Below are 24,265 nucleotides of genomic sequence, written 5' to 3'. Positions count from 1 at the left end.
TCATTCGTTAGAATTCGATTTCGTCGTCCCACCTCCGCACAGTTGAGTAGGGCTATAAAAGCTGATGAAATCAGCGTAGTAGAGGCCACTCAACCACTGCGTCTTGCTCGACAATCCAAAGACAATTGAGAGGCTAGGACTTTTGTCCCAGCCTCTTGGTTTTTTGCTTATAAGGGAACTCCAAACACCTCTAGGAACTTGAGTTCAGAAGATTGGAGTCTCCGCCATTCTCCCAATTGAAGAGTTGGATCTAGCGTTAGAGGACCCATCGAGATCCGCTCTAAATCCACTACTTCCTTGCCACAGGCAGCGACCATGCGCTTGACCTGACGGAATTTTCCTTCTGCAATTTCAATTTCGACATAGGAACTGGCGCTTGTCTCATCCACCTCTAAGATCTGCAATCTCGCAGGCAAAGTCGTGAAGTCTTTGAGGGCAATGCCTGCTTCAAAACGGGCCACATCTGCCTCATCCATGATCCCAGCCACCTGGGCACGGTAGACCTTCGACACATGTTTCTTCGGTGAAAGCATGGCATGGGCGAGCTTACCATTATTGGTCAAAAGGAGCAAGCCATGGGTATCGATATCTAGGCGCCCGACAGGAAAGACTTCCTTTTGACGGGCTGTCTCATCCAATAGATCCAAGACAGTTTGGTGATGGTCATCCTCAGTCGCTGAGATGACTCCAGCTGGTTTATTAAGCAGATAATACACAAAGGTTTCATGGACCAGATTTTCCCCCATAAAGGTCACCTGATCCTTGTCTGGATCAATCTGTAGCTTCCCTGCTGTCTCTTTTTTTCCATTCACTGCGATTTTCTTTTGCTTGAGAAGCTGCTTGACCTCGGTCCTACTCCCCACGCCACAATCCACTAAAAATTTATCTAGCCGCATGATTACTTCCCGCTCTTTCGCACAATCCAAAGGCCAAAAAAGGAAATCAGGATCATGAGGATACCAGAAAATCCAAAAATGAAGGCTGGAGCAGATGAGATCGTCCCTAATAGACTAAGGACAAAGGTCGTTGCGATCGAACCTGCACTACACCCCAACACCGCAATGGATGTTGCCTGACTTAATACTCCAGCTGGCATCTGATCAGATAAGACATTATAAACAGTTGTGAGAGCCACACTATAGGCAAAACCTGCAAGGATGGTCACAATGGCGAGCATCCAGAGATTGGTAGAAACCCCGATCAACAGTTGGGTCAAGCCATAGGCCACTCCCGAAACTACCAACAAGCGATCGCGAAACAGCTGGGTTAATGGGGAGAAGGCTAATCCTGCAAGGATTCCGACAAATTGCATGGTTGCTAAAATAATCCCAGCAGTTTGGGCAGTACCATGCCCTACTTGCTCGACCACACTTGGAATCCGAACGGTGATCATGACATTGGACAAGACGATAGCTGCCGCAACGACTGCTAAGCCTAGTGCCGTCCGCCATTGACCAGCTGTCATCTGATCATTCCGATGTTTCTCCTCTACACCAACTGTTTTCGAACTATATGGCACAAATAAGAGATACAAAAGTAAGATTGGAATACTGATACCGTAGACGAGAAAGGCAGCCTGCCAGCCAAAGCGAATCAAGAGACTCACTCCAAAGGTCAAAACAGCTGTCCCAACAACCTCTGCAGAACCCCGAATGCCAAGTGTTTGGACACGTTCTTTTCCTTTATAGCGCTCACTGATAATGGCAATGGCAGAAACATTGAGCAAGCCAACCGCCATCCCGAAAATAATCCGAGACAAAAAGACAACTGGATAGGCTGGACTGATTAAGGGAATAAAGCCACATAGAGCGTAAGCGACTAGGCCTGTCACAATCATCTGACGCTCTGAAAATAGGCGCCCAATCCATTTATTGAAGATGAGTGAAACCATGATCCCTGCAGAAGGAAGCGAGACCAAGAGCTCAATCATGCTGTGAGGAATTCCCTTATAATAGGCAAACATGGCCGACTGCGCACTCGAAATCGAAAACGAGGTCGTCAATATAAATGAAAGCGCGAGAATACTCACTTTCTCCATGATTCTTTTCATTATTTTTTCCTTTAAACTATTCTTTTTTTCACACTCCTCCTATAATAACACGAGCTAGTGACAGGACGCAATAGATTGAATTAAAAAAACGAAATGATTTTTCAATCATTTCGTTCGTGCTAGTAATTGTGAGGCGAAGACTCCTGTTAGGAGCATCAAAGCACCAATCAAGATAAAGAGCAGATGATTGGAAGGAGCTAGTGGCGTCACCAACTGGATGAAGAAAGAGGAGACGGCTGATCCAAGATTGCAGCCAATCAAGACAAGCGAGGTCGCAAGGTTCAGGAGATTAGTCGGAATTTTTTCAGATAAGTGATAGAAGATACTGGTTACTCCCGTACTGTAGGTAAATCCTGCCAAGAGGGTTCCTAGAACCAGGCTCCACAGCTGTCCAGACAAGCCGATCAAGGCTAACGCTAGACCGAAACCAAAGCACATGATCATGAGCAAGTTCTTTTTGAAAACATGTGTCAAACTAGCAAATCCCACTCCCGCTACAATCCCTGTCAATTGCATCAGACTTAGGACTGTTCCAGCTGTTGTCGCCGTTCCCATACGAGCATCAACAATGATATCCGGCACGCGCAGGCTAATGATGGAATTGAAACAAATGATGATGCCAGCAATCACGGCTAGCATCAGACTAAAACGCCATTGAGGGGAGCGAAGGCGTGCGGAACCTTTCTTTTTCTCCTTCAAGCTAGCCTGTTTTTTCCCCTTAGGATAGGGGACAAAAAGGATATAGAGGAGTAAAATCAAGTAACCACCTCCATATACGGCAAAGATCGCTGGCCAGCCTAGGGGTAAGAGTTGTCCAACAATAAAAGTCAAGATGGCAGAGCCCACCACTTCAGCAGACCCCCGATAGCCCAGCATCCGAGTCTTGTCATTGCCTGAGTAGCGCTCACTGATAATCGAAATAGCCTTGGCATTGATCATTCCTGTCCCCAAACCAAAGAGAATACGACTCAGAAAGATGAGAGGATAGTCCTGCACGACCAAAGGCACAAGGCCGCTAGTTGAAAAGAGCAAAAGCCCTGCGACAATCATCTGGCGCTCACTCATCCACCGCTCGATCAGGCTATTTAAAAAGAGCATGGCCACAACCGCAAAGGCCGGCAGGGAAACCAAGAGTTCCACCTGGCCTGCTGAATATCCAAATTGGCTAAAATAGGCCTTCATAGCCGGCAAACCGGCTGTAATTGAAAATGATGAGATCAGCATGAGCGACAAGCTCAAGAGACTGATTCTTTCCATTATTTTTTTCATTTTTTTATTTCCTACACTTTACTGGTAACATTTGACTTTACTAATTTATTTAGAAAAGATTCAAACTGGTATTTTCAATAGAATCCTAGTATAATCAATTTAGAAAGAGAAAAACAGGACATTTGTCCTATTTTAGGAGATTAAGATGAAAAAAATTTCCCCATCTACGAAACTCATGGAGATCATCACTGACTACCAATTGGATCAGATCTTTCCAGGTGACTGTCTTAGTCAGCTGGACCTTGTTCTCTATCAGGCTGGAGAGTATATCTGCCGCCAGGGTTCTGACCAAGATGTCATTCCTTATTTTCTCAAAGGCCGGCTCAAGATCGTCCACAGTCTTGAAAATGGTAGCGACACCATCCTTGAAATCCAAGAAAAACCTGGACTGTTAGGAGAGATTGAGCTCCTGCTCGATCGGGTCTGTATCACATCGGTCATTGCAGACCAAGACTCACTAGTCGTCCAGCTCTCTGCTCGGCATTTCAAGGACCGCCTACTGCTGGACCCGACCTTTTTGCGTTCTACTGCCAAGACCTTGGCTGAGAAATTACACCAGATCAACTATTTGGCTCCTGCCAACTTTCATTATTCGGTCAAGGAGCGCCTCGCTACACATTTTTTGGAACATGGTGATGAAAACGGGACCCTCAAGCCCAAGATGAATCAACTGGCCCTGCGTTTTGGGATCAGCTACCGCCACCTCAGCCGCGTGATCAAGCAGATGATTGACGAGGGGTTGATCCAAAGAGAAGGGCGAATCTATACGATTTTAGACCGAAAAAGAATGGGCGACTTGTCCATCAAACACACGGAAACAACTGACAGAAAACTTTAATTTCAGGTTCTTTTGTGTTATCATGGAAGGTAGAAAGAAAGTGAGAGTAAAACGATGAAAGCAATTGAAAAAGTTACAAGAGCGTCCCATTTGATCGATATGGATGACATTATCCGCGAAGGAAATCCCACACTTCGAGCTGTTGCAGAAGATGTGACCTTCCCTTTGTCTGATCAGGAAATTATCCTGGGTGAAAAAATGATGCAATTCTTGCACCATTCTCAAGACCCTGTCATGGCTGAAAAACTTGGCCTCCGTGGAGGAGTGGGACTCGCAGCACCTCAGCTAGATATCTCAAAACGGATTATCGCTGTTTTGGTTCCCAATCCAGAAGATGCCGATGGCAACCCACCAAAAGAAGCCTATAGCCTTCAAGAAGTCATGTACAATCCAAAGGTTGTTGCCCATTCTGTTCAAGATGCAGCTCTTGGCGACGGAGAAGGCTGTCTCTCTGTAGACCGCAACGTCCCAGGCTATGTGGTCCGTCACGCGCGCGTGACCGTGGAGTATTTCACAAAAGACGGTGAAAAGAAACGCATCAAACTTAAAGGCTACAACTCCATCGTCGTTCAACATGAAATCGACCACACCAACGGCATCATGTTCTATGACCGCATCAACCCAAATAACCCATTTGAAATCAAAGAAGGACTTTTGATTTTAGAATAGAGCAAATGACAAAAAAGTAAGGTAGTAGTGAATATCACTACTACCTTACTTTTTTTACGAGACTGCATCTACCGATTTCTGTCTCTCGGAACAGGGGTTGATTGACGGTACTTGAACCTTTCGGTTCTTCGTCCAGTCTAATCAACTGTGTGGGGGCACTAAAAAGGTCCTGTGGACCTTTTTTGCCCGAGCCTTAAAATCGAAAAGCGAGGGAGAAATCAAACTCTTCGAGTTACTGATTTCTGTCTCTTAGCACAGTGGTTGATTGACGGTACTCGAACCTTTCGGTTCTTCGTCCAGTCTAATCAACTGTGTGGGGGCAGGACTACGAAATCGAGACTGCGTCTACCGATTTCTGTCCTGCTCCCTATATTGCCCAATCTCCGTTGCGGAAGACTGGGACGCGGGTGCCGTCTTCTCGGATGCCGTCGATATCCATTTGACTTGAGCCGATCATGAAGTCGACGTGAACGTCGGAGCGGTTAAGGCCGGCTGCTTCGAGTTCTTCTTCTGTGAACTCTGCACCACCTTCTACGCTGGTTGCATAGGCTGCCCCGATGGCCAAGTGGTTAGAGGCATTTTCATCAAAGAGGGTGTTAAAGAAGGTAATCCCTGACTGTGAAATTGGACTTGGATCTGGTACGAGGGCACATTCACCCAAGGCACGCGCTCCCTTGTTTTTGAAGACCAAATCTTTCATGACTTTATCGCCTTTTTCAGCGGTGATATCCACAATTTCTCCATTTTCAAAGGTCACTTTGATCCCTTCGATGATGTTTCCGCTGTAGCTAAGCGGTTTTGTAGACGTGACATAACCTTCTGCGCGACGGAAGTCAGGAGCTGTGAAGACCTCTTCTGTCGGCATGTTTGGCAAGAAGCTTTCACCTTGGGCATTGATGGCTCCGGCAGATTCCCAGACGTGGTTTTTCGGCAAGCCAAGAGTCAAATCTGTACCAGGCGCTGTGTAATGAAGGGCTGAGAATTGTTCCTTATTCAGTGTATCTGCCTTGCTCTTGAGAATAGCAGCATGCTCTTCCCAAGCCTTGACTGGATCTTCCTCATAGACTCGGCAAGTCTTGAAGATTTGATCCCACAGGAGATCCACTGCTTCTTCATCGCTCGCCGCATTTGGGAAGACCTTTTTCGCCCATTCTAAACCTGCTGCTGCAGCAACTGTCCAGCTGACCTTGTTAGATTGAGTAGCGATGCGCATTGGTTTCATGGCCATGCCCAAAGCCTTAGCCGAGGCAGAAAGCTTCTCTGCATCAACACCATTTAAGGCACCTGGATCAGACGAGCGCACACCCAAGCGACTAGCTTTGTGGTCTAAGAGGTAGTTCATCTCCGCGATCTTATAGTCTGGCACATTGTCCAAACGATCCATCGGTGCATGGAGGAATTTTTCCCGAGTAGTAAAATCATCTGCCCATTGGACAATCACTTCGTGCGCCCCCAAAGCATAGGCTTCCTTTACAATCAAGTGGGCCAATTCTCTTTGTTCCACATCGATGTTCAAGACCAAGGTATGACCAGGTTGCACATTGATGCCGTTCGCAACCAATAATTTAGCGTATTTTTCGAGGTTTTCTTTAAAATTTGGTAAAACCATTGTTTTCTCCTTCATAAGTGAATAATCTTCTCCTAGTATACCATAAGTCCATGCAAAAAGAGAGTGGGACAGAAATCGGTAATTCGTTAGAATTCGATTTCGTCGTCCCACCTCCGCACAGTTGAGTAGGGGTGTAAAAGCTGATGAAATCAGCGTAGTAGAGCCCACTCAACCACTGCGTCTTGCTCGACAATCCAAAAATAATTGAGAGGCTAGGACTTGTGTACCAGCCTCCTTTTTCTTGTTCCTTCTAACTTAAGGAAGAACATAGCCTTGATCATCCACGGTATGGGGGTGTTCAGAATTGCTATTCTCTCTCAAAGCTTCCAAATCTTGATCCAAAATCGAATTGTAATCCGTACTACCTTCACGAGTTACCCGAGTCGATACTTGGCGCAAGAGTTTTTCATTAAGATTGCGAACCCAGCGACCATTACTATGGTCATTGGCACGCATATAATTCCTTTTCACAATCTCTCCGTATAGGGCTTCATTGACTTGGTAGCCTTGCTTACGCAATCCTAACAGACCGATCTCAACGATCTCATCTGGGCTGTAGTCTTCAAAATCAAATGTAGTCGGGATCCGGCTTTGCAGACCTGAATTGACCTGCAAGAAGTCGTGCATCTCTTTTGTGTAACCTGCAAAGATAATGACGATATCGCGACGGTGGTCCTCCATAAATTTGAGGACTTCATCCAAAGCTTCCTTCCCAAAATCATCATTTGAACCGGTAAAGAGCGTATAGGCCTCATCGATAAAGAGGACCCCACCCAGTGCACTCTCTAAAACTTCACGCGTCTTCAAAGCTGTATGCCCTTGGTAGCCTCCAACCAGATTGCTCCGCGAAACTTCGATGAATTTCTTCTGCTTGATCACCCCTTTTTGGAAGAGGATATTGCCCAAAATGCGGGCCACGGTCGTCTTCCCTGTACCAGGATTTCCAAGAAAGAGAGAGTGCAAGGTCGTATCTTCGACGATGCCACCTTGTTCAGCCCGTTTTTGATTGAACTCAGCCATGGCCACGAATTGTTCCACTTGCTCTTTCACCTTGGCAATGCCAACTAAACGGTTGAGGGCAGCCATTCCATCTTCTTCCTTATCGGCTCCTGCTTGATACTTACCTTGGTTAAGGACAGCATCGATATCGCTATTGAGGATGGTCTCAATATCATCGGAACCTTGGGCCACTACCCGATCTGCCATGGTCTTAGTCAATTGCTCATCGAGATTACGGATCCAACGACCATTGCTCTTATCTAGTGAGGCATCATAAGCCCGCTTAATATGCCGCGCATAGTAATCCCGGTCTTCGAGCTTGTAATCCCCTTTGCTTAGGATCATTTCGCCCAGTTGGACAATCTCATCTCCTGTGAAATCTTCAAAGATGAAATTATTTGGCACCCGAGAACGGAGGCCTGGATTGGTCTTTAAGAACTCCTCCATTTCCTTGGTATAGCCGGCAAAGATGATCATGATGTCATCGCGATTGTCCTCCATAAATTTGAGGATGGTATTGATCGCCTCGATCCCAAAATCCGCACCACTGTCCTTTTTATCTAAGCTATAGGCTTCATCAATAAAGAGGATGCCTCCTCGCGCTTTTTCGAGCAGGGCTTGGGTCTGTTCAGCCGTTCCTCCAATATTCGAAGAAATCAGATCGGACTCCGTTGCTTCCACGAAACGGAATTCTTCCCCTGAGAGAACACCTGCATCAAAGAGCACTTGTCCCAACAGACGGGCCACAGTGGTTTTCCCTGTACCAGGATTTCCCATAAAGGCAGCATGCAAGGTTTGCTTTTCAGGTGCCTTGCCACTGGCGATTCGTTTCTTGTTAAATTCCACCATGTTGATCATTTTCTTGATCTCATGTTTGACTTTTTCAAGACCAATCAGGCTATTGAGTTCTTGAAGAGCATCTTGTCTCTTCTCTGGTCCAGAGCCCGTTGTAGGGGTTGATGCCACCGTTGCATCCGTCGCCTGTCCCGTAGGAACGACTTGCGCATTGCCCTTCGCCACTTCTCTGCCAACAAGATAGTCACAGTCATCCTCGATTTCCTTGGTCAGATCACGCGCATCCCCCTGGCTATAGGTCATGGTGCCCACCTTCGCAAAGGCTCCACCTTGAAGCCGTATATTGGGAGCCGCAATCTTATGACAAATCATATGCTCAGCCATCAGCACACCATCATCAAAAACTCCAAATGAAATGGTTTGGGCATTCTCATTCAAGAAGGTCGTTTCCCCAGTCAGGGAAGCAAAGGACTCTTCATAGACGCATAAAAATTCTGTAAATGTAGCCTGGTGAGCTCGGATCATACTATTGAATGAATTGATGGAGGTCATACGATCCGAATCCGAATTGAATTGAACATTATTGTCAAGACAGACTCCAGTACCGGTAGGCAACTCAATTTTACAGTTTTCAGACTCCCAGATGACATTCCTCAACCAAACTGGTGGAAAGTCCTTTTCCAGATCCCCGCCTGTAATCGTTGAATTTTTTGCGATCACTTCTGAGTCCTTGGCATGGATCGTATTATTCCCAAATTTTTCAATATGGACATTTTCTAAGGTCAATTTAGATCCTTCTGACAGATCTATCTTAGAAAAAATCGTTGAATTTTGAATGGACAATTCTGATGCTGACATTCCGATGGCACTTTGGTGTTTTTCCGGAACCTTCATCCCAACTCCATCCAATGTCATTTTCGAATGCGTATCCATATAGATAAAAAATTCACTATTTGTCGGAGTGGTGATTTCAAAATAGACCTGTTTACAGGTGATAGCCGACTCATTCCATAAGGTCAAGGCAGTATAGTTCCCACCAGCTTTAAACCACAGATCTTCAAATGTCACCTGAGCTCCCTCTACAAATCGGAAAGAAGCCTCAATCGTGTTGTTAAACATGCGCCCGTTACCATTTGGATTTGGAACTACGTGCCCCACAAAATGAAGGCTCTTGTTGACCACAATCACCTCATCTGTCGGCCATTGAAAGACATACCCATTTTCAAACTCGATGGTATCTCCATCCTGCGCTTTTTCAACCGCATCCATAAAGTTCCAACTGTTGTTGTAAGGGCCTACTAAATATCTTGCCACGCTCTTCTCCTTTGTTTCATCTTTTTGAAAGAAAATCCATTGTTTTTCTATTTCCTTGTCATAAACAATCGTTACTAAAAATTGTAACACAATCCCGTGCCAAAGAAAACACTTATCAGATCTGAAAGGACTGAAAAACCTCTATTTTCAAAAGGAAAATAGAGGCTGTCAGTTAATCTTTCAAGGCTGAAAATAAGCCGGCTAGAGCAATTGCTCCTGAGAGCATGGCAGTGGAAAGGAGCAGCACATTGTCTGCCACTTCTAGCTTGTACTCAAAAACTTTTTCAGCTGGTTTGTCTTCTGCAAAAATTTCTACCTTCATATTCTCCTCCTTTGTTTCTAGAACAAATCATCAAAGAGGCTCAACTGGTTATCCTCCGGCATATTGCCAAGAATGCCCATCTCATCCATCTTTTCAACCAGTGTGGACGAGACACCGCCGCGCTTACGGAGTTCTGTTTTAGAAAGGAATTCTCCTTCTTCACGCGCCCGCACGATTTGCTTGGCAACGTTCTCTCCCAAACCATCCATAGCAACAAAAGGTGGAATGAGGGTATCTCCATCGATCAAGAATTCTGTCGCCTGACTACGATAGAGGTCTAGCTTGCCAAACTTGAAGCCCCGCTCCCACATCTCATTGACAATCTCAAGGGTGGTGTAGAGATCGATCTCGACGTTGGAAGCTTCGTTGTTCTTACGTTTCTCAGCAATTTCCTTCATCCGCGCTTTCACGGCCTCAAGGCCGGCCCCCATAGTCTTGATGTCAAAGGCCTTGGCCCGAATCGAGAAGTAAGCACAGTAGTAATAAAGTGGATGGTGCACCTTAAAGTAGGCTACACGAAGGGCCATCATAACATAGGCCGCCGCATGGGCTTTCGGGAACATGTACTTGATCTTTCCACAGGACTCGATGTACCATTCAGGGACATTGTTTTCCTTCATGGCTTGGATGTAGCCATTGCGCTCTTCTTCTGAGATCTTGAGCCACATGCCTTTCCGCACGCGCTCCATGATGGTAAAGGCCATCTTAGGCTCGAGCCCCGCGTGCATGAGGTAAACCATGATGTCATCCCGACACCCAATAACGGTCGATAGATCGGCAATTCCTGCCTTGATCAAGTCTTGGGCATTTCCCAACCATACATCGGTACCGTGAGACAAACCAGAAAGCTGGAGTAACTCTGCGAAGGTCGTCGGATGGGTCTCTTCGACCATGCCCCGAACAAAGTTGGTCCCAAACTCTGGAATCCCCAACATCCCTGTCGGTGTTCCGATCTGCTCGGCTGTTACCCCTAGCACTTCTGTCCCAGAAAAGAGGGCCATGACTCCTGGATCATCCATAGGGATATCATTTGGATCAATGCCTGATAAGTCCTGAAGTTTCCGAATCATGGTCGGATCATCATGTCCCAGGACATCGAGCTTGAGGACGTTCTCATCGATATCGTGGAAGTTAAAGTGAGTGGTCTGCCATTCAGCGGTCACATCATCTGCCGGGTACTGAACAGGAGTGAAATCATAGACGTCCATATAGTTTGGAATAACGACGATTCCCCCTGGGTGCTGACCGGTCGTCCGCTTGACCCCAGCGGCACCTTGCGCCAGACGTTCCACCTCTGCATCCCGGTAATACTTGCCGTAGTCTCGCTCATAGCCTTTCACAAACCCATAGGCAGTCTTAGCTGCGACCGTACCAACTGTTCCTGCCCGGAAGGCATATTCTTCCCCAAAGATATCCCGAACATCCAAGTGAGCACTCGGCTGGTCTTCCCCAGAGAAGTTCAAATCGATATCGGGTACCTTGTCCCCATCGAAACCAAGGAAGGTTTCAAAGGGAATGTCCTGTCCGTTTTTGCTGAGCTTGTGGCCACAGTTTGGACAATCCTTGTCCGGCATATCAAAACCAGATCCATAAGAACCGTCTGTGATGAACTCACTGTACTGGCACTGGCTGCAGACATAGTGAGGCGAAAGTGGATTGACCTCAGTGATCCCGATCATGGTCGCGACAAAGCTGGATCCGACGGATCCACGCGAACCAACCAGGTAGCCCCGTTCATTGGAACGATGCACCAGCATTTGCGATGCTAGATAAATCACGGCAAAGCCATTCCCCAAGATGGAGGTTAATTCCTTTTCAATCCGCAAATCGACAATATCAGGGAGCGGATTACCATAGATCTCGAAGGCTCGCTTATAGGTCAATTCTGCAACTGTTTCTTCGGCCTTGTCGATAAAGGGTGTATAGAGGTCACCCTTGACCACTTCGACCGGCTCAAAGGTCTCTGCGAGTGCATTGGTGTTTTCAATAACAATCTTGCGCGCCAAGTCTTCTCCCAAAAAGGCGAATTCATCCAGCATTTCATTGGTAGTTCTAAAATGCGCTTTTGGCAGAGGCGCTGGCTGGGCATCTTCTCCGTGCCCAATGGTCCGGTTGATCATAGCCCCTTGACCGAGACTACGGACAATGATCTCCCGATAAATCTCATCTTCCGGCTCTAGATAGTGGACATTTCCTGTCGCAAGAACAGGCTTGCCGAGACGATCCCCCACTTCGATCAAGCTCTTGATAATGGTCTGGAGTTCCTCCATATCCTTGACCTGCTCCTTGGCAATGAGGGGTGCATAGATAGCCGGTGGCATAACCTCGATAAAGTCGTAGTACTTGGCCACTTCGACTGCCGCATCCACACCTTGCGACATGACCGCATCAAAGACTTCCCCTTCTGAGCAGGCCGATCCGAGGATCAAGCCCTCGCGGTGAGCGTCCAGCACGGTCTTGGGAATCCGTGGGACTCCTTCGAAATACTTGGTCCCAGAAAGAGAGACCAGTTTAAACATATTCTTAAGGCCAGTCTGGTTCTTGACATAGAGAGTCGCATGCTTGACCCGCGCCTTCTTATAAGAATTCTCATCGATCAAATCGATATTCAGATCCTTAAGATTGGTCACGCCATGCTTTTCAGCGACATCTTTGATGAAGATAAAGAGCAGGCGCCCCGTCGCTTCCGCATCGTAGTTGGCCATGTGGTGGTGCTCCAAGCCTACTCCAAAGCGCTTGGTCAATGGTCCCAAGCCATGCCGTTTAAAATCTGGATAAAGGTTACGAGCAAATTCCAGGGTATCGATGACTGGCTGAGTGATCTTGGGAAGGCCATGACGCTCGTAGTTGGCATTCATGAAGCCCACGTCAAAGGTAGCATTGTGGGCGACAAGAACCGTTCCCTCACAGAAGGCTTGAAATTCCTTCAAGACCTGCACCAAGGGCTTAGCCCCCCGGACATGCTCATTGGTGATCCCTGTCAATTGGGTTGTAAAGGCGGACAAAGGATGGCCCGGATCGATAAACTCATCAAACTCCTCAATGACATTGCCCTTGTACATCTTAGAAGCAGCGACCTGGATCAAGTCATTGTAAATGGCTGAAAGTCCTGTCGTTTCCACGTCAAAGACCACATAAGTCGCTTCATTGAGGTCCAGATCCACCTCGTTATAGGTGATGGGCACCTTGTCCTCTACGATATTGGCTTCCATCCCATAGATCAGCTGGATCCCAGCTTTCTTGGCTGCTTTAAAGCCATGTGGGAAACTCTGCACATTCCCATGGTCGGTGATAGCCACCGCCTTATGCCCCCACTCAGCTGCCTTGGCGATCAGCTCTTCGACTTCCGGCAGGGCATCCATCGTCGACATATTGGTATGCGCGTGGAATTCCACCCGGCGCTCGCCTTCTGGCATCAGGTCCTTGCGGGCATAATGCACAACTTCCTGGATGTCTTGGACATTCATGGTCAAGTCGCGCGTGAAATTGTTCATTTCGATATTTCCCCGCACTCGGAGCCAGCTGTTCTTCTTGATCATATCAAACTTCTGGGCTTCTTCCTCATTTTTCACCCATTTCTGAAGGGAAAAACTCGAGGTATAGTCGGTCATCTTAAAGCTGATCAAGACCCGACCGGTCCGCGTCACCTTGTGCTCCACGTCAAAGACCACACCCTCAAAGACAATCCGGTTCTCTTCTGTCGTGATCTCGATCATCGGAGTGATCTCAGCCTTGTCTAGCTTAGGTTTAGCTACGGCTTTCTTAGCCTTGAAGTCAAAGGCTGGCTTTTCTTCAACCGCTGGTGGCGGAGCCATCTGGGCCAAGAATTCCATAGCCCGCAAGGTTTCTTCATTGGCTGCTTGGAAGATCTTTTCATTTTCCTCTTCAAAGCGCGCCACTTCTTGCTCTGTCAACTCCTCATCAGACTCCACCCGACAGGTGAAATGCGGAAAACCAAAGGCTTCCAATTGCTTGGCAAGGTTAGGCAAATGATTCTTACGAAAATGCTCCGTATCAACCGAAGAAGGCCCTGAGATGATCAATTCCTGCCCTTCCGCACGCACCTGCAAGTCTTGGTAAAGTCCCTTAAATCCTTGACTAGCACAAGGTCCATCCTCAAAGACCTCCCGATAGTAGGCCTGCAATAAATCATCAGAAAAGTCCTGATTGGCCACTTGGATGGTAAAGGTCGCCTGGTTTCCTGTCTTTGAAAATTCATCCTTCAAGCGCTGGCGCAATTCCTTAAACAAAGCAATCGGCAAGACCTCCGCAAAAGCAAAGCGGAACTCCCAAACCCGACTGACCTTATGCACCACGACTTCTTGAATCTCCGCATGCAAAAAGGCACTGGAAGATCGCATCTCCAGCGGCATATCCAGCTGATCCATTAAAATTTCAAAGGTGTTGGACATTGTTTCTCCCTTGATCTTGATTCTTTTGCTCGCTTTTGAGCGGCCCGTTTTCTAAGCAAAAACAGACCAATCAAAAACATTCGTAACCCTTATTTTATCACAATTTAAGGATTAATTCGAGGGAGAAGTGAAGACAAAAAAATCACCGATAGGACGGTGATTTCTCGATGGTTGGCCAACAGCAGGCAATCCAGATCATTCCCCACTTGTTGCCTCTGTTTCTGAACTGGAGCTCGGTGTCCGAAGCAAATCCTTCATCTGAGACTGGACCGCTTCTCTCGAGCTTTGTTCTTGCTTTTGGATATCCTCCATGACAGGCTGCAACTTCTGCCGGATTTCCACTTTCTCCTCTTGCTCTTTTTGCGCTTGGAAAGTCGGACGATACATAGCAAAGAAAGCCCCGATGACCACGATCAAAGCAATCAGGCTTACTCCGTAGCGTTTTGACTGCTCTTTAGAGTCGACCTTGATGCCTTTGATCGACAAGTCCTTCCACTCCGGATGCTCTTTCTCACAGGCATCTTTCTTGGTCTTGGTTGGCATGACCAAGACTTGGTTCATCAAGGAAATCATCCCCATGACCACGAGCAAGTAGGGAATATAGCGTGATTGATTGAAAATCATAATGATCAATAACACAAGACCAATCCCCGCAATCCCCACATTAAAAACAAAACGCATCAAAAATTCTTTCTTCAGCTGTAAATAAGTTTCTTTAGACATTGGTTACTCCTTATCAATCATTTATACATCATTCCTTACTATCATACCGAAAATTAATTTGAAGATCAAGTTAGTTACTAGATGGTCATACGGAAGTACTATTTACACCGCTGGCACCTTTCGAAACAGGAAGCTTTAGACAAGATCTGCTATGAATACAATCGCATACTAGGGAATTTTGAAGTGGAACCTCTGATTGCGATCCCTTTTTTCATCCATGATTTCTTATGCATCCGCCCCTTTAACAATGGAAATGGGAGAATGAGTCGGTTATTAACGACCCTATTATTATATCGAAGTGGCTTCTATGTAGGGAAATATATCTCCTTAGAAGCTTTCATCGCCCAAAACAAAGCAACATATTATGAAGATTTAAGAAAATCAAGACACCATTGGCATGATGAACAAGAGGACGTACTACCATTTGTGAAATACCTGCTTGGAACCATCCTTGTAGCCTACAAAGCCTTCGAAGAGCGATTTACCATCATCGAAGAAAAACTTCCTGCTCTGGAACTCGTCCGAAAAGCAACCCAACAAAAACTAGGACGATTCACCAAGCAAGACATTCTTGAACTCTGCCCATCCCTCAGCATCAGTTCCATTGAAGGCGCACTAAGAAAATTGGTAGCAAGAGGCGAGATCCAGCGAGAAGGCATCGGAAGAGCCACAAAATATAAGAGATTAAAATAAGGTCTTAAACTCCTTAGGAAAGCAACTGTCAGGAAGGCAGTTGTTTTTGTTTGCAAGATTAGGATTGCTCATCAACTGATCAACGACATTAAGATTTTTCGAAAACGTAAGAAATTAAAAAACTAGTCTACGTACTGCCTTGAACATCAAAAAGGAGAGAACCAATTTGGTCCTCTCCAGGTTGTAACTTTTCGCCACTGACTATAGTTGATAAAGAGCCAACTAATCAAGGTAAACCATCTGCTGCAGCTTTTTCACCATCAGTAGGCGATGTAGCTGTAGTATCATTTTTCGGTTTTCCATACGATTCTACTACACCACCTTTGGAAATGGAGTTGGCTATCGAAGCATCTGCTTTATGAAACGATGTCGCTACATGGTCTAAATAGTTATTTAGTTTACTCACCACTGTGGCAACATTCCCCACTATTGACTTGATTTCATTTGTTCCAGATGAAATCAAGTCCCCTGAGTCATCAGAAACAGACGAAGCTCCATCAGTGATCTGATCACCCAGTTCTTTTGCAGCAACTTGAATACCATGAATATGAGCAACATCTATTTCAACTGTCGAGTCCATTACCATATAATTACTTCCTCCTCTTAAATTCTATATACATTAATTTATCCCCATTCTACCATTATAATATTTCTGTATATCTTCATAGTTTGTGATTTTGGTTGTCTTCCCTTCGATACTCCATTTAGCATCTAAGTATAAACCATCGTAAACAGATATTCCAGTTTTCAGAAATTCTGTCTCAAGATTGATGAGCTCTCTGCCATTTATAATAGTCCCATTCTCCTCATTAATTACTTTATAAGCAAAGCTATTCTTTTTAGAAAAAAGGTTAAATGCTGATCGATCGGAATGTTTTAAATTGATGTTTCCGTTATAATCTTGTGATTTCCAAAATCCGTTATCAAAAGGCTCAACACCCGATCTATTTTTTTCATCTGTGAACAACCTGATGTCAATCTGATTTTTCACGTTAAGCTCTTGCTCTGTTTTCTCAGCATCTATTTTTAGAGTTCTAAGATTTAGTAAAAAGTATCGATATTTTTTCTGTTCGGTTATCGAGAGAACAACATAATCATTGTCACCTATTCTTCTAAGCGTTGACAGCGTACCATGTAACTCTATATGATCATTTTTCAAATAATTTACCATTAATTTCCAAACATCTATTTCTTTTTTAGAGGCTTTTTTATTGGTTAAATCAAAAATGTCCAGATATACATATTCATCTGACTTCATTTCTTTACTAGCAGTCGCTCGTCTTAATTTTTCGCGCTCTCTAACAAGAAAATTTGGATTTACTCTAATCCAATCAGAGGAATTAATAGCTTTCGCCACCTTGTTATTTTCAAAATCCCACTCAACAATAACACCGTTTTTATCATCAATAAATTCAAATTTTTGAATATCCGCATTGAGGTTATAAACACTAAAATACTCATTTCTATCTGAACTACTAGATTTTTTTTGGTCATCCTCTAAATGGTTTGAACAGCCAAAAAGAAGAAAAATAAAGATAGTTCCTAATAATAATCGAGAAGAGGCAAATATACTATTTTTGTTTTTGCTATTTGGCACCATACGGCTTCACCTCTTCTATTTGGTATTCTTTATCAAAATAGTCTCCCAAGCCTGACATACCATCTCTTCCGATATTCTTAACAATAGTAGTAAATTTTTCCAATTGTTCTGGAGACATATCTTGTAATTTTAAAGCTGTTTCTTTGCCTCTCGCATAGGCAATGACATCCGAATAGGCTTGTTTGTCTTCTTCTGTAAATGTCTTATTGATCGCAGCATCTAAATCATTCTCAGTAAGGTTTGTCGCATTATTAATGTAACCCTTTAGACCTAACTTATTTAATTCCTTCACTCTCAGAATTGCATTAAAATCATAGTACTGGCCAAATCTTCCATTTGCTATAGTAGATTTACCATTTTCTGATAGGTCCCATCCTCCATAGTCCAAAATCTTTTCCATAAAATCGTTTCTAGCTTCGGAAGTTTGCTGATCAATCTGACTAATAGCAGAATTATAAGTGTTTACAGCTTCTGCTGCATCAGATATTCCGGAGCTCAACTTACTCCAATGATCCCAGAGTTTATCAAATTTTGTATCAGGGATATCCTGACCTGTAGTTTTCTTATAGAGACTCTTATAATCATCTCTTGCCGACTTAATAGCATCCGTACCGTTAGACTGAAACTCATTACCTTTAAATCCATCACTCACTGCACCCAAAGTCTTGACGACCGATAAAGCAGTCGAACCAAATGGAATAAAAGATATTCCTGTTTCAGCTATTGCTTTTAGGATACTATCGTTAAAATCATCATGCGCTTTCTGTCTTTCTTTCCGAAGTCCTTCTAACCGTTCACTGTACTCCGAAGCTTCCATTCCAAAATCTGAATATTCCGTTGTTGCTGTGTATTCATTATACTCTCCCCAGGTATAATCTTTATCAGTAGGCTTAAGTTTCCTCTGTTGATAAACCTGCTGTGCCGAGCTAGCGTCGAACTGAAAGAATCCTTTATCTGTTTTAATATTAAACTGACCGTTATTTAATTCAACTTTTGCCACTTTTTTATAGTAGTAATATTCCATTGTTCTTCTATTTTCGAAGAATTTGGACTCCATGGAAGTTCCTATTTCTAAAACTTGTAGAGAGTACATCAAACCTGTATTACTATTGATTGCATTCAACTCCGATTGATAGGAATCATACAGAATTTGATAATTTTTCATGTCTTCTTCATATTTCTCTATTTGTTCAGGAGTTGCATTCTCTGGTAAAGTTGGCTTATCCTCATACAGTTGATACATTTGGAACATTAATATTTGTGCAAGATGATCCTCTGCCTTTAATATACCATTTGTGAAAATGTCATTTCGTTCAACTGAATAATCACCTAAAGCATTTACAAAGTGTTGCCACATTTCATTATTCTCAGCTAGCGTCCAGTCATTCTGTTCATTAGCAATAACCGCATACATTTCTTCAGAAATTTTATTCGGATCTACCTTCAATACGTCACCAGGCTTATCACTAATAATAGCTTTCAGTGCCTGAGCATCCTCCTTAGTCTTAGGAACATTTAAATAGTACATTTGAATTGCTGTGAGATGACCATTTGCAATAGCTTGAAAGATTGCTGAACTAGGAATATCAGAAAAGTAAATCGCATTATTTAAGATAGCCTGAAAGTTTTTTATTACATCAGTCGCATCTTTAATATTATTTATAAATTTATCATAGGCTTCTTGTACCGCCTTATCTTTTTCAGTTCGTTTAGTAGCTGCATTCTCTAAATCTGTCGTAGCTGTATTAAGAGCCCCTTCTGTATTATATGGAGAATTTCCCATAGCATCCGCAGCCTGTTTAAAAGCCCCATCTAAATCTTTGGATAGATTGAAAATATCATTTGTTTGTGCTCCTTTAAGTAGGCTTGATAAATCATTCGCTCCCGTATCGCTACTATAACACTTATCAACAAACTCTGCCGCTCTAATTTCACTAACATACGTTGTTACAACTTCCCCATATTTTTTAATGGCAGACGGTAATTGAGAAAAGATTTGACTTTGTATTGTATTTAACTTTTTAAAGTAAGCATTTACGGCAGCCCCTTTACTATCATTACCTGCTTTATCAGTAAAATTGCGATACAGAGCATTGGTTTCTACTTCATACTTATCAGAAAAGTCTTTTATATTCTTTCCATATGACTCTAATTCTGAGATGCTATTAATTTTAACTTTAGCCATATTGTACTCCTTAACTGAGTTGTTTTTGCAATGATTCCAACAAATAGCTATTACTACTTATAATAGTATTTTCTTGTTTAATAGCTTGCTCTAACTCATTTGATACAGTCTCCCGTACTTTTTTAAAATCTGTATTTGCCTGAGTAATAACTTGTTTTTCATCAGTAGCCATCACATCATATGGAGCGCCATATAAATCATAGGAATCTTTTATGCTTTCTGCATTTTCGGGAATATACTTCAACGCAATCTCTATCGTATCTACTTTGCTCTTAGCGGCTAGTAGTTTTTTTAATTTCTCTCTTGAAGTATTTACAATTGCATGAATTTTGTTAATTTGTGCTATAAGTTCAGATTTACTCATATTGACTCCTTATCTACTAAAACCTTAATTTTATTCAAGGTATTTTGTCTAATATAATAATGCTCTTGATAGTTTAGTTGCCCTTCTCTAATTGGTTTATTGACTGCTGTAACAATTGTCTGATCTGTATATCGAAGACCTAAAAGAACCTGTGATATTTTCTTCACTTCTTTTGTTACAGGATCATAACGGCTAGAAATACCTGAATCACTCATAATTACAGAACTGTAACCTACACGATAGCCTTTTTCTAATACACTGATTAATTTTTGCTGTGTTACTGAATCTAAACCATCTACAAAATGTGCAAAATCAAGGATAATGATTTTCACTACATGATCTGTCAATCGTTTATCTAGTCGCTCAGAAACCTTTAATGCTAACCCGCCAATCATATCCATTACATCTTCTTTTGAGCTTAATATTTCTATATTCTCTATTTTAGGTAAGAAATTATGTTCAGGTGCAAATACAACTAATTTCTCTTGATGTTTTTGACCATACTGGATTAATTGTTTTAGCAGATTTGTCATTTGACTTTCTTTACTTGTTAAATAAAGTAAGTTTGATACATCAGGATCCCATGTTACCGGTTCAACTGTTTCCAGATCCAGTCCGAGAGGTACTTTACCTCCATCCAGCAAGGCCGCTACATCCTCACGTCCATAGAAGGCTGCTTCTGTCAACTCATCTGGCACCATTGGGATACCTGCTGGGGTGTGGCCTGTCCACATCTCTTTGAGACTTTGGACTTGGTCGCGGAGGTTGTTAATGATTTGGATATCATTGTCCCCTGCAACTGGTAGGGCGAACTGGACGACATCGACTTCGTCACGCTTCATGAGGGCGCGTCCCTTAATGTCTTCCATCGTAGACGCCAGTGGGGTTGCTCCCACGATACCGCGGACCTCAGAGATATCATTTTGTGGCAAGGTCAGCTGATGCTTGAAGTTTGAATAGAGCTGAGCCCGCAGGTTGTTCTGACGGCTAGCTGTGATGATCAAGTGCACACCGATGCTGAGACCTTCACGAGAGATCCGCATGAAGAGCTTGAAGAGGTCTGTCTCATAAGGCTCGTCCTTCATGGACTCATAGCTATCCATGAGGATGACCATGGTCGGCTCTTGCTTACCGGTTACTTCACGGTAGAGGGCGATGGTGCCGACACCATGCTCAGAAAGCAGCTTCTTGCGGCGATCCAACTCACGGTTGATGATCCGGATGAATTTCTGGATTTTCTCCGTCTGATCCAGCAAGAGGCTATCGGCCACATGTGGCAATTGAGTCAAGGGTGCTAGACCATTGGTTCCGAAATCCAGCAGATACATAGTCAGATTTTCTGGGCTCTGCTTGCGAGCCAGATCCATTGCGGCTGTCTGGAGGAAAGTGGTCTTTCCTGTACCTGGACTTCCGTAAAGAAGGATATTGCCATCTTTTGACAGATCGATGGCGACTGCTTCTTGCTTTTGCGCTTGCGGGATATCGGCGACCCCGATCAGGACGCTTGGAGCTGTCTGTTTTTGCCAAGCCTCGATTGGTACGACCTTTTCTAACTCATCCAGCGTGATCCGCTCTTTGAGCGGTGGCAACCATGGTTGGGCCACAGCTGCGATGCCTTCTTGTTGGTGCAAGTGATTGATTTCTTGCACGATGACATCCAGCTCTGTTGGCACTTCCTTGATTTCTTCTGCCATATCCAGACCAGAGAGGTCTTGGTTGAGGACTTCGTATTGGCCCAGTTCATTGATCAAGTAGATGGTATGGTCTTCGATCCCTAGCTGGTCCTTCTCAGGCTGGTAGTCTGCTCCTGACCAAGCGGTTTGGAAGAGCTCATAGACTTCGTTATTTCCGACTTGGAGGTAGGCACGACCGGTCTGGGTGATCTCAGCCGCATCTGCCGTCCGCAGCATCTCCATAGAGTCCCCACGGTCTGCCACCTTGAGGGCTAGCTTGAAGCGGGAGTTGGACCAGATCTGGTCATCCACGACCCCAGAAGGTTTTTGCGTCGCAAGGATCAAGTGTACCCCGAGGGAACGCCCGACACGCGCGATAGAGACCAACTCCTTGATGAAGTCTGGTTGGTTGACCTTGAGTTCGGCGAACTCATCACTGATCAAGAAGAGGTGAGGAAGCGGTTCTGTCGCTTCACCTAGTTTAAATTTCTTTTGGTATTGGTTGATATGGTTAACCCCATATTGGCCAAAGAGACGCTCCCGACGATGGATCTCCGCATTGATAGAGGCTAGGGCCCGCATAGACTGGGCACCATCCAAGTTGGTGATAGTCCCAAGCAAGTGAGGCAGATCCTTGAAGAGGTTGGCCATTCCCCCACCCTTGTAGTCGATGAGGAGGAAAGCCACATCGTGTGGGTGGAAGTTGACGGCAAGGCTCAAGATGTAAGACTGAATGGTCTCAGACTTACCAGAACCGGTTGTCCCTGCGATCAAGCCGTGTGGTCCATGAGCTTTTTCATGGAGATTGAGGTAGACCAAATCGTCCTTCCCGCGCAGACCAATCGGCACGGCCAAACTTTGGTAAGGGGCATGACTCTCCCAACGACTCAAAACCTTGAGGTCATTGAAGGTCTCCGCCTGATACATTTCAAGGAAGGTCACCGAGTCTGGAATTGAGCTCTTGAGCTGTTGGATATGTTTCAGTGGGGCTAGGCCACGCGAGATGGCTTCCTTGTCATAACCTTCAGGAAAGTGATCCAATTGGAAGTCGAGTTCGCGAAGAACCCCTTCTTGCAAGAGCAATTGCCCTTGGTTGCGGTCCTTAATAGAGATAACCGTTTGAATATTTTCAGAAAGAGATGAGAGTACGTCTGCCACATAGATAATGGAGCAGCCTAGCTCTGTCGGATCCTCACGGAAAAACTCCATGATGACATGATCCAAAATCAAGGTTTCATCAGTGATGAGGACCACATAGTGAGGGTGGAAGATCTTGGTATCATTGGCTTTTTCTTCCTCTTTTTGCGCCTTGCGGAGCTTGAGGATCTGGTTGAGACTGTTCAAGACCTGATCACGTGTCCGCTGATTGTAGACAAAACTACGGACATTCATGTCTTGCAGAGTCGCATGAGGCAACCAGCGCATCCAATCCCAGCTTTCTTTTTCTTCTTCTGGAATGATCGGAATAATAGTCAGATCATGGTAAGAGTGAAAGACAGCCAATTGGGCAACGAGGAGTTGCAACTGCTCTAACACGATAGGACGAGGACCGACATACCCTACAGGTCCCCGATTAAGGCTGGCTACAATCGGAAGATTGTCGATCTTTTGGTGAGCTTGGAAAAGGGCATAGCCTTCTTCTTCCAAGGCATCTTTCTTCCCACTGCGCTCTTCCTGACCATATTTGAGCTCATAGCTGGTTGGAACCTTGCCCAAGCCCAAACGATAGGCCAAAAAATCAAAATGAAGCGGTGTTTTTTCGTAGATCCGCGAGTCATAGCGTTTGACCATCTTAGTCAAGTCTTCAATCGCTGGGAAATGGTAAAACATGCCTTCTCGCTGCTTCCGAGATAGCTGTTCCAAGTCCTTAGCCTTGTCCTTGAGATAGAGATGGTAGAGCTCCACGCGCTCTTTCTTGTCTTCTTTGTATTTCTTACGATTCTTGAAGAATCCTTGGACCGAAAAGATCACACTGACCACAGACATGGACACCGTCGCGATGATATAGAGCCCCCGCGGTTGGAAAATGGTGATCAAGAGGGTTACCCCAACCATGATGAGGGGTGGCATGATCAACTTCAAGAGTTCATCTGATGGCTTTTGAGGCTCCGCTCCCGGAGGATTGATCAAGATCTTGTCTTCCGAACTCCGGTAGATAATCCGCGGAGACCGGTGGTACTCTGGATAGTCCTTGTAGAAGTCATAGCGTGAATGCAAACGCGGCACTAGATAAGGACTCACTTCGACAGCCCCTTCCACACCAAATTCTTCTGGATAGAGCTTAAAGGTCACATCTCCAATAGCCAGTTCATCCCCAAAGGCCAGTGGAAAAGTCGCTTCACTGACGAGTTTGTGGTTATGGTAGAGTTTTCCGGATAAGAGCTGACAAGTCCAAGTCTGCTCTTTTTTCACAAGGAGAAAGCGTACTGGATAGTGCAAGCGCACATCCGCACCCTTTTCATCTGCTACGAGAATTTCTTCCTTATCAAGCAGTTCATAGGTATGGACTTCCCCTGTCGCCAAGTAGCAGACCACATCTCCAAGAATCTTGCTATTTTCAAGCACACCCTTGTCTTCACCATACTGGTAGAAGATTTCTCCTTGACTCCATTGGAAATGAAGGGGTTTTTCTTGCGAAGCCAGGGTCAACTGAGCTGTTTCTTGATTCGATACGGTCGCTGTTTTTCCCTCTTCTAGCGCTAGCTCATAGCGAAAACCTTTTTTATAGAGTATGATACGTTTTTTCATAG

General features: G+C 44.6%; 16 protein-coding genes. 3 read left to right on the top strand and 13 right to left on the bottom strand.

Annotated features, from left to right (window positions below):
* Nucleotides 1-167 precede the first annotated feature (167 nt).
* The 3 genes from TZ97_RS00860 to TZ97_RS00850 all read right to left on the bottom strand — a co-directional run bounded on the left by TZ97_RS00860 (nt 168) and on the right by TZ97_RS00850 (nt 3,319).
* Nucleotides 168-896 carry a pseudouridine synthase gene (locus TZ97_RS00860; protein ID WP_045759071.1) on the bottom strand — a complete coding sequence of 243 codons (729 nt, stop codon included), beginning with the start codon at nt 894-896 and terminating at the stop codon, nt 168-170.
* A gap of 2 nt (nt 897-898) precedes the next feature.
* Entirely contained in the window at nt 899-2,050 is a 1,152-nt protein-coding gene (locus tag TZ97_RS00855) for an MFS transporter (protein ID WP_045759070.1), read from the bottom strand.
* Nucleotides 2,051-2,155: 105 nt separating this feature from the next.
* Nucleotides 2,156-3,319: an MFS transporter gene (locus TZ97_RS00850; protein ID WP_045759069.1), complete on the bottom strand. Its 1,164-nt coding sequence runs from the start codon at nt 3,317-3,319 to the stop codon at nt 2,156-2,158.
* A 145-nt stretch (nt 3,320-3,464) separates the two neighbouring features.
* Between TZ97_RS00850 and TZ97_RS00845 the strand changes: the two genes are divergently transcribed.
* Both TZ97_RS00845 and def read left to right on the top strand, forming a co-directional pair.
* Nucleotides 3,465-4,157 (top strand): cyclic nucleotide-binding domain-containing protein, encoded by a 693-nt coding sequence (locus tag TZ97_RS00845; protein WP_045759068.1) that lies wholly within the window; start codon nt 3,465-3,467, stop codon nt 4,155-4,157.
* A 54-nt stretch (nt 4,158-4,211) separates the two neighbouring features.
* A complete protein-coding gene (def, locus tag TZ97_RS00840; protein ID WP_003004253.1) occupies nt 4,212-4,826 on the top strand; it encodes a peptide deformylase in 615 nt (204 codons plus the stop codon).
* A gap of 367 nt (nt 4,827-5,193) precedes the next feature.
* Here the strand turns inward: def and TZ97_RS00835 are convergent, their stop codons facing one another.
* From TZ97_RS00835 to TZ97_RS00815, 5 genes are all read right to left on the bottom strand, one after another.
* A complete protein-coding gene (locus TZ97_RS00835) occupies nt 5,194-6,435 on the bottom strand; it encodes an aminopeptidase (protein WP_045759067.1) in 1,242 nt (413 codons plus the stop codon).
* A 255-nt stretch (nt 6,436-6,690) separates the two neighbouring features.
* Nucleotides 6,691-9,543, bottom strand: a complete 2,853-nt coding sequence (locus TZ97_RS00830; RefSeq protein ID WP_045759066.1) for an AAA family ATPase — start codon at nt 9,541-9,543, stop codon at nt 6,691-6,693.
* A gap of 172 nt (nt 9,544-9,715) precedes the next feature.
* Complete coding sequence (locus TZ97_RS10800) at nt 9,716-9,865, bottom strand: hypothetical protein (protein WP_003010006.1); 150 nt, start codon at nt 9,863-9,865, stop codon at nt 9,716-9,718.
* A gap of 17 nt (nt 9,866-9,882) precedes the next feature.
* Nucleotides 9,883-14,277, bottom strand: coding sequence for a PolC-type DNA polymerase III (locus TZ97_RS00820; protein ID WP_045759065.1), 4,395 nt, complete (start codon nt 14,275-14,277; stop codon nt 9,883-9,885).
* Between the two features lie 195 nt (nt 14,278-14,472).
* On the bottom strand, nt 14,473-15,000 hold the full coding sequence (locus TZ97_RS00815; protein WP_052690117.1) for a hypothetical protein: 528 nt from the start codon (nt 14,998-15,000) through the stop codon (nt 14,473-14,475).
* A gap of 81 nt (nt 15,001-15,081) precedes the next feature.
* On the opposite strand from TZ97_RS00815, the gene TZ97_RS00810 reads away from it, so the two are divergent.
* On the top strand, nt 15,082-15,693 hold the full coding sequence (locus TZ97_RS00810) for a Fic family protein (protein ID WP_152620207.1): 612 nt from the start codon (nt 15,082-15,084) through the stop codon (nt 15,691-15,693).
* A gap of 226 nt (nt 15,694-15,919) precedes the next feature.
* Here TZ97_RS00810 and TZ97_RS00805 read toward each other — a convergent pair whose 3' ends face one another.
* Genes TZ97_RS00805 through essC form a run of 5 tightly spaced genes read right to left on the bottom strand, consistent with a single transcriptional unit; the run spans nt 15,920 to nt 24,263 of the window.
* Nucleotides 15,920-16,279 carry a hypothetical protein gene (locus TZ97_RS00805; protein WP_045759064.1) on the bottom strand — a complete coding sequence of 120 codons (360 nt, stop codon included), beginning with the start codon at nt 16,277-16,279 and terminating at the stop codon, nt 15,920-15,922.
* A 33-nt stretch (nt 16,280-16,312) separates the two neighbouring features.
* On the bottom strand, nt 16,313-17,293 hold the full coding sequence (locus tag TZ97_RS00800; protein WP_045759063.1) for a hypothetical protein: 981 nt from the start codon (nt 17,291-17,293) through the stop codon (nt 16,313-16,315).
* Nucleotides 17,280-19,478: a hypothetical protein gene (locus TZ97_RS00795; protein ID WP_045759062.1), complete on the bottom strand. Its 2,199-nt coding sequence runs from the start codon at nt 19,476-19,478 to the stop codon at nt 17,280-17,282. The genes TZ97_RS00800 and TZ97_RS00795 overlap by 14 nt, the downstream gene beginning before the upstream one ends.
* Before the next feature lie 10 nt (nt 19,479-19,488).
* Nucleotides 19,489-19,842, bottom strand: a complete 354-nt coding sequence (locus TZ97_RS00790; protein WP_003009991.1) for a hypothetical protein — start codon at nt 19,840-19,842, stop codon at nt 19,489-19,491.
* Nucleotides 19,839-24,263, bottom strand: coding sequence for a type VII secretion protein EssC (gene essC, locus TZ97_RS00785; protein WP_045759061.1), 4,425 nt, complete (start codon nt 24,261-24,263; stop codon nt 19,839-19,841). The genes TZ97_RS00790 and essC overlap by 4 nt, the downstream gene beginning before the upstream one ends.
* Nucleotides 24,264-24,265: the final 2 nt, after the last annotated feature.

It is taken from the genome of Streptococcus parasanguinis, from assembly GCF_000963275.1.
In the GTDB taxonomy this organism is placed as follows: Bacteria; Bacillota; Bacilli; order Lactobacillales; family Streptococcaceae; genus Streptococcus; species Streptococcus parasanguinis_B.
The sequence above is the reverse complement of the archived record's forward strand: the minus strand, read 5'-3'. Positions and strand labels throughout refer to the sequence as shown.

Excerpts from the sequence above, each read along its gene's own strand:
- def (WP_003004253.1), top strand. The coding sequence starts at position 4,212 with ATGAAAGCAATTGAAAAAGTTACAAGAGCGTCCCATTTGATCGATATG.
- essC (WP_045759061.1), bottom strand. The coding sequence starts at position 24,263 with ATGAAAAAACGTATCATACTCTATAAAAAAGGTTTTCGCTATGAGCTA.
- TZ97_RS00805 (WP_045759064.1), bottom strand. The coding sequence starts at position 16,279 with ATGGTAATGGACTCGACAGTTGAAATAGATGTTGCTCATATTCATGGT.
- TZ97_RS00820 (WP_045759065.1), bottom strand. The coding sequence starts at position 14,277 with ATGTCCAACACCTTTGAAATTTTAATGGATCAGCTGGATATGCCGCTG.
- TZ97_RS00845 (WP_045759068.1), top strand. The coding sequence starts at position 3,465 with ATGAAAAAAATTTCCCCATCTACGAAACTCATGGAGATCATCACTGAC.
- TZ97_RS00800 (WP_045759063.1), bottom strand. The coding sequence starts at position 17,293 with ATGGTGCCAAATAGCAAAAACAAAAATAGTATATTTGCCTCTTCTCGA.
- TZ97_RS00860 (WP_045759071.1), bottom strand. The coding sequence starts at position 896 with ATGCGGCTAGATAAATTTTTAGTGGATTGTGGCGTGGGGAGTAGGACC.
- TZ97_RS00815 (WP_052690117.1), bottom strand. The coding sequence starts at position 15,000 with ATGTCTAAAGAAACTTATTTACAGCTGAAGAAAGAATTTTTGATGCGT.
- TZ97_RS00850 (WP_045759069.1), bottom strand. The coding sequence starts at position 3,319 with ATGAAAAAAATAATGGAAAGAATCAGTCTCTTGAGCTTGTCGCTCATG.
- TZ97_RS10800 (WP_003010006.1), bottom strand. The coding sequence starts at position 9,865 with ATGAAGGTAGAAATTTTTGCAGAAGACAAACCAGCTGAAAAAGTTTTT.
- TZ97_RS00790 (WP_003009991.1), bottom strand. The coding sequence starts at position 19,842 with ATGAGTAAATCTGAACTTATAGCACAAATTAACAAAATTCATGCAATT.
- TZ97_RS00795 (WP_045759062.1), bottom strand. The coding sequence starts at position 19,478 with ATGGCTAAAGTTAAAATTAATAGCATCTCAGAATTAGAGTCATATGGA.
- TZ97_RS00810 (WP_152620207.1), top strand. The coding sequence starts at position 15,082 with ATGGTCATACGGAAGTACTATTTACACCGCTGGCACCTTTCGAAACAG.
- TZ97_RS00855 (WP_045759070.1), bottom strand. The coding sequence starts at position 2,050 with ATGAAAAGAATCATGGAGAAAGTGAGTATTCTCGCGCTTTCATTTATA.
- TZ97_RS00835 (WP_045759067.1), bottom strand. The coding sequence starts at position 6,435 with ATGGTTTTACCAAATTTTAAAGAAAACCTCGAAAAATACGCTAAATTA.